1 other RNA gene is annotated in these 398 nt (G+C 62.8%); it reads left to right on the top strand.

The features are described from left to right. Positions 1 to 140: 140 nt before the first annotated feature. Positions 141 to 237: signal recognition particle sRNA small type (gene ffs / locus EOA38_RS38805), an RNA gene on the top strand. Positions 238 to 398: the final 161 nt, after the last annotated feature.

Here is a 398-nt window from a genome sequence, read left to right as displayed (position 1 = left end):
CAGCTAGAGCGGCGGCAAGATGGCTGCAAGCGAATCATTGGCCGCTATTGCGGATTTCAAGGCTGTCGCGCCTGCGCGGCCCGGCCGGCCGTTTACCTCTGCCCTTGCATTTCGCCGCTGAATTGCCGATATGGAGCGTGGGAGGTTGGTGGTGGACGATCCACTCGCCAACCGGGTCAGGTCCGGAAGGAAGCAGCCCTAACGAGCCCGGAACGGGTCATTGTTCCAGCCTCCCGCCTCTTCGCCTTTCTCCCGCGACATTGACGGCGCCGAGCCGTGCGGGCGAGACTATGCGCAGGAATCGGCCGCCTGCGGTCCTTGGAGCTTTTGACGGCGAATGAGCGAAGCCGGAAATTTGGGGCCAAAAAATCCGGAGACGGAAAAGGCCGGCGCCTATC

This window comes from Mesorhizobium sp. M1E.F.Ca.ET.041.01.1.1 (assembly GCF_003997355.1).
In the GTDB taxonomy this organism is placed as follows: domain Bacteria; phylum Pseudomonadota; class Alphaproteobacteria; order Rhizobiales; family Rhizobiaceae; genus Mesorhizobium.
The sequence above is the reverse complement of the archived record's forward strand: the minus strand, read 5'-3'. Positions and strand labels throughout refer to the sequence as shown.